The sequence below is a fragment of the Planktotalea sp. genome (assembly GCF_049680325.1).
GTDB lineage: Bacteria > Pseudomonadota > Alphaproteobacteria > Rhodobacterales > Rhodobacteraceae > Planktotalea.
Genome location: NZ_JBAUHO010000364.1, coordinates 1 through 4,883 on the forward strand (window position 1 = coordinate 1; position 4,883 = coordinate 4,883).

Below are 4,883 nucleotides of genomic sequence, written 5' to 3' on the forward strand. Positions count from 1 at the left end.
GAGGATCATCAGGCCGCTTTGGATGCAAATTTGTAACTCAGCTTGTAGTAGCGGTCGCAATTAATGCGATCGGAACGCGATGCTGCACATGCAAATTTATCAAAGATGTAAATGGGTTGAGGGTTTATGCGCGTTTCGGGCGCAGCAAAATAGATGGACGGGCAGCAGCTGTTTGACGGTATTAACATTTATCGACGTCAACATCATTGCAAGCACCCAGGAATTTTATAGAAGTGGATCATTGCAAAATGGGGTAGTGTGTTCACGCGCAATGTAAATTCGGAGTCCGTTTCGAATTTTCAAGCAGAACGGTTGGGCTTGGTAAGATGTCGGTTAACTTTGTTTTCGGGGAAAATCTGCGGCTGCTTTGTCAGCAAAAACCGTCGATTTCGTCTGTTGCACGGGACCTTGGTATCGGGAAAGTTCAGTTTCATCGCTACTTGAGTAGCCAGTCCTTTCCGAAGCCAAATGTGCTAGCGAAGATTTGTGACTATTTCGATGTAAATGCGAACATTATGCTAGAGTCCCTGATTGGCGAGAGCGCGCAGATCGGTTTGGAACGCAGTTTTTCGCCAAACGCAAACGGCCTTGTCGACGCTTTTTCCTATGTTTCAGAGGGGCACGACCTTAACCAAAGTAACGAACAGTTTCCCAACGGCCTCTATGCAAACTGGCGAAAGTCGCTTGCACATCCCGGAAAATTCACTGTTTCGCTTTTGAATGTTAAGCAAGTCGGTAGTGGACAGGTTATGCGCGGGTTCGACGCTGTTGAACTCTATATGCCGTGCAAAAATCTAACGCGTCGATCTCGCGAATATCGCGGTATAATACTTAAGCAGGGAGATTGCTTTACGGCGGTCTTTATCCACGCACCACCCATAGCTATCGTAAGTACAATCTATTTGAAGCCTGAGCCGCGCTTGGAGCCAGCCACATGTTTCCAGGGCTCGGTGACCCTTGCAGTTGATGATGCGAATGCAGAAAAAAGGCTGTCTCGCTCATTTTTGGTGAAGCTGGAGCAACCTTTGAAAGAGGCGCGGGAATTGCGCAATCACGCGACCTTTTTTGATAAAGAGCATTTGCCTAAATACGTCACGAGGTTCCTGTGTCCGGACGACTAGCTTTTTGTCTCGTCAGGCCCGAACGTCGCCTCAAAGCTTCGCTTTAGTGCAACATCCAGATCACCCATGCTGACAGGTAGGCCCAGATCAACGAGGCTGGTTACACCATATTGGGTGATTCCGCATGGAACGATGCCGGCAAAATGTTCGAGGTCGGGTTCTACGTTTATCGAAATGCCATGAAAGCTGACCCATTTGCGCAGGCGGATGCCGATCGCGGCGATCTTGTCTTCCGCCAAAGCGCCGTTCGCCAGCAAGGGTTTGTCAGGGCGCGTCACCCAGACGCCAACGCGCCCGTCGCGAATTTCGCCTGTGATGTTGAATTCTGCAAGCGTTGCGATCACCCATTCTTCAAGGCTTTGCACAAAGGCGCGCACATCGCGTCCCCGCTTGGCGACATCAAGCATGACATAGGCCACGCGTTGGCCGGGGCCGTGATAGGTATATTGCCCGCCGCGTTTGGATGTATGGACGGGAAAACGATCAGGGTCTTTCAGATCGGCGACATTGGCAGAGGTCCCGGCGGTATAAAGCGGGGGGTGTTCCAGCAGCCAGACCATTTCATCGGCGCTGCCTGCGGCAATGGCCTCGGCGCGGGCTTCCATGAAAGCGACGGCAGCGTCATAGGCGACCAGCTCGTTTGATATTTTCCATTCAACCATAGTTGCGGGGTACTATGGCAGGGCTTTGCACGCAATTCCTACTTGTTGCGCGCCGCACTATCGCGGCAAGATACCATGCTCTTTGAGGGTTTTGATGTTGCTACGGCTTGCTGGTAGGTCGCGCCCGTCAGACAGTGTCAGGATCGCCCTGTCCCCGTCGCGCCGTGCAGCGGTGATGTGAGAAAGGGCGACCCAGTGCGAGCGGTGGATTTGCACGCCCTGAACAGAGCCGGTTTCGCGCATCGCATCGCTCAGGCGGATAAGCACCAATGCCGTCCCTTTCGTGGTCGTAACCTCGACATAGTGGTCCTGAACACTGAGCGAGATAAGTGCGCCGCGTTTATCGAAGTCGAGGCGGTCCAGTAGTGGCGGCGGTTGTTTCTGGGTCTGGGCAGGTTTGATCCTGCCATCCGAAAGAGATTTAAACACGAAGGCAATCACGGCGGCTGTGGCCATAATCGAAAATATGGGCGTTCCGAAATGCGCTGTATCCAGAGGCGAGCGCGCAAAGGCGAGCCCGTTCAGCAAGGTGACAGTAATGCCAATCGTGACCGCGGTTGAGAGCGAAACAAGCACCGGAGAGAGCCATGGCTGTTTGCTGCGCCGCGTGGTTTCGGCGACAAAGGCAGAGGTGAAAACGCCAAGCGCAAAGGTCAAAGGCACAGTTACCAGCCAATAGGCAAGGCGGGGGCCGAAGTTCATGGCTTCCAATGTGCCAAAGGGACCTGAGATGCCTAGCAAAAGCGCAACGGCCAGAAGGATCATTTGTGCAAGCCGCGTTGAATAAATGCGCCGCACTTCACGAAGCGCGTGTTGCGTGGGGCTGTTTGTCACGTATTTTCTCCGCCGTTCGCCGCATTGCTTGCTGACGCCGCGCAGCGCCGCATCCAAGAGGGTCTTAACCTAACTCACCCGACTTGGAAAAGGAACAATATCATGGATTTCACGCCGCTCTTAAGCGCACCAATGTCCATCCAAATTCACGCCCTTGCGGCGTTTAGTGCATTGGCGTTAACGCCGGTCATGCTGATGCGGCGCAAAGGGGATCGCCTGCACAAGTCGCTGGGACGTGTTTGGGTCGCGGCGATGGCATTTACCGCGCTGAGCTCGTTTGCGATTCATGAAATAAGGTTGGTCGGCCCTTTCAGTCCCATCCACATTCTATCAGTTTTCACGCTTTATACCTTGATCGCAGCGATCACGTCGGCACGAGCAGGACGCATCAAAGCGCACAAACAAAACATGCTGGGCGCGATGGCAGGTTTGATCGGGGCGGGGCTGTTCACGCTGCTACCTGGCCGCGTGATGTCGCAAGTGGTTTTCAAGGGCTTTGAAGTGCCGGGTTTTGCTGGCGCAATGCTATTGGGCGGCGCAGCGTTGATTATGTGGCGTAGGACCCTTTCGCGCGAAAAGGCCTAGCGGGTTGACGGTGTCAAATTCGCTTTCGTGACAGTTTTGCGATGGCGTATGCGAATTGCCCTTGGCATCACAAATTGCCTCGTCTATATGCAGCCCACTTGTTGGTTTCGCGGTCGTGGCGGAATTGGTAGACGCGCAGCGTTGAGGTCGCTGTGAGGTAACACTCGTGGGGGTTCGAGTCCCCCCGACCGCACCAACAAGATTTCCCGTTAAAGTGAGAGCTGCCCGCACAGTCGGTTAGCGTATTCCATTGCCGGTCATATTTTTGCCCAAGTGGTTTGGCTGTACTGTCCCACGCGATAAGTGGAGCAGAAAAATGGATGTCCTTGGGCCTGACAACGCTTTTTGGATCGATGGGGAATGGATCGGCTGGGACAGCATTATCGATCCTGATGAAATTCGCTCTAGCCGCTTGGCTGAACTGGAGCGACAGGCCGACTTGCGTCTGAGATATCCGAATGCCGATATCACGCTCGTGCCCTACTTTCTGGATCTGCTAACGCTCGCGAAAAGCTATTTTCTTAAAACCGGTCAGCATTTGAATGCCTATGGAGATATCGGAGAGCTATTTGGCGCGATCATCTACGGTATCAAGTTACATAGGACCCATGCGCAGGGTTCTGACGGGCGCGTAGGAAACGATTTTGTCGAGATCAAAACGATTTCACCGCTTTGCAAGAGTCAGCAGACAAGGGTGCGTCTGGATCGACATTTTAACAAATTGCTTTTTGTAAAAATAGATGACGATTTTGAAGTCCACGGTAAATTGATTGATCGCAAAGCCCTGCCTAAGCGGCAGAGCAGAGTACTTAATTTGTCCTGGGAAAGGGCTGTCGCTTTATAGTGCCTTAGCGTGCGGTCATGCGGATTGCGCCGTCCAGACGGATGACCTCGCCGTTCAGCATCGGATTGTCGACGATGCTGCACACCAGTTTTCCAAATTCAGACGGTTGTCCAAGACGCGAGGGGAAGGGAACCTGTTGGCCGAGCGAGTGCTGCACGTCCTCGGGAAGGCTTTCCAGCAGCGGTGTCAGGAACAGGCCCGGAGCAATCGAGCAAACGCGGATGCCTTTATCCGCGAGATCACGTGCCATGGGCAGGGTCATGCCAACGATACCACCCTTGGAGGCGGAATAGGCGATCTGGCCGATTTGTCCTTCATAGGCGGCAACGGAGGCCGTATTGATAATGACGCCGCGCGCGCCGTCCGGTGCCATCGGTTCGCTCGCGGCCATTAGCGCCGCGGCCTGACTGGCGCAGTTGAAAGAGCCAATGAGATTGACGCGAATGGTTTTGTCGAAAAGGGCGAAATCATGTGGCTCGCCGCGGCTGACGGTTTTTCCTGCAAGCGCAATCCCTGCGCAATTTACCATAACGCGCGGCGCGCCGAGGCTGGCGACAACCTTATCGAGGCCGGCTTTGACGCTGGCGGGGTCGGACACATCTACATTGCAGAACATTCCGCCGATTGTAGCTGCGTGCGCTTCGCCTTTTTCGTTGTTCATATCAAAAAGCGCAACTTTTAGCCCAGCATCTGCCAATGCGCTGGCTGTTGCTGCACCCAGGCCAGATGCACCGCCTGTGACAACGGCTGCTTGGCCGTTCCAATCTTGAATACTCATGTTCGATCCCCCTGTTTGACATTGTTCTAGCGCGTCATATGTCGCGCTGCCAGAGATCA

Annotated in this window: 6 protein-coding genes and 1 tRNA gene; 4 read left to right on the forward strand and 3 right to left on the reverse strand. The window is 53.8% G+C overall.

Annotated elements, in window-relative coordinates; all coding sequences use genetic code 11:
• Window positions 1-326: 326 nt before the first annotated feature.
• Complete coding sequence (locus WBC85_RS16380; RefSeq protein WP_424439789.1) at window positions 327-1,121, forward strand: helix-turn-helix domain-containing protein; 795 nt, start codon at window positions 327-329, stop codon at window positions 1,119-1,121.
• Here WBC85_RS16380 and lipB read toward each other — a convergent pair.
• Window positions 1,118-1,783: a lipoyl(octanoyl) transferase LipB gene (lipB, locus tag WBC85_RS16385; RefSeq protein ID WP_424439792.1), complete on the reverse strand. Its 666-nt coding sequence runs from the start codon at window positions 1,781-1,783 to the stop codon at window positions 1,118-1,120. The genes WBC85_RS16380 and lipB overlap by 4 nt on opposite strands.
• A gap of 57 nt (window positions 1,784-1,840) precedes the next feature.
• A complete protein-coding gene (locus WBC85_RS16390; RefSeq protein WP_424439795.1) occupies window positions 1,841-2,617 on the reverse strand; it encodes a LytTR family DNA-binding domain-containing protein in 777 nt (258 codons plus the stop codon).
• Window positions 2,618-2,719: 102 nt separating this feature from the next.
• Here WBC85_RS16390 and WBC85_RS16395 point away from each other — a divergent pair, with 102 nt between their 5' ends.
• The 3 genes from WBC85_RS16395 to WBC85_RS16405 all read left to right on the forward strand — a co-directional run bounded on the left by WBC85_RS16395 (window position 2,720) and on the right by WBC85_RS16405 (window position 4,046).
• Window positions 2,720-3,202 (forward strand): DUF2306 domain-containing protein, encoded by a 483-nt coding sequence (locus WBC85_RS16395; protein WP_424439798.1) that lies wholly within the window; start codon window positions 2,720-2,722, stop codon window positions 3,200-3,202.
• Window positions 3,203-3,311: 109 nt separating this feature from the next.
• A tRNA-Leu gene (locus WBC85_RS16400) sits at window positions 3,312-3,398 on the forward strand.
• 120 nt (window positions 3,399-3,518) lie between these two features.
• The gene (locus WBC85_RS16405; RefSeq protein WP_424439801.1) at window positions 3,519-4,046 is read left to right on the forward strand and encodes a hypothetical protein; all 528 of its coding nucleotides are present in this window, start codon (window positions 3,519-3,521) and stop codon (window positions 4,044-4,046) included.
• A 4-nt stretch (window positions 4,047-4,050) separates the two neighbouring features.
• Here the strand turns inward: WBC85_RS16405 and WBC85_RS16410 are convergent, their stop codons facing one another.
• Entirely contained in the window at window positions 4,051-4,824 is a 774-nt protein-coding gene (locus WBC85_RS16410) for an SDR family NAD(P)-dependent oxidoreductase (RefSeq protein WP_424439804.1), read from the reverse strand.
• Window positions 4,825-4,883 lie beyond the last annotated feature (59 nt).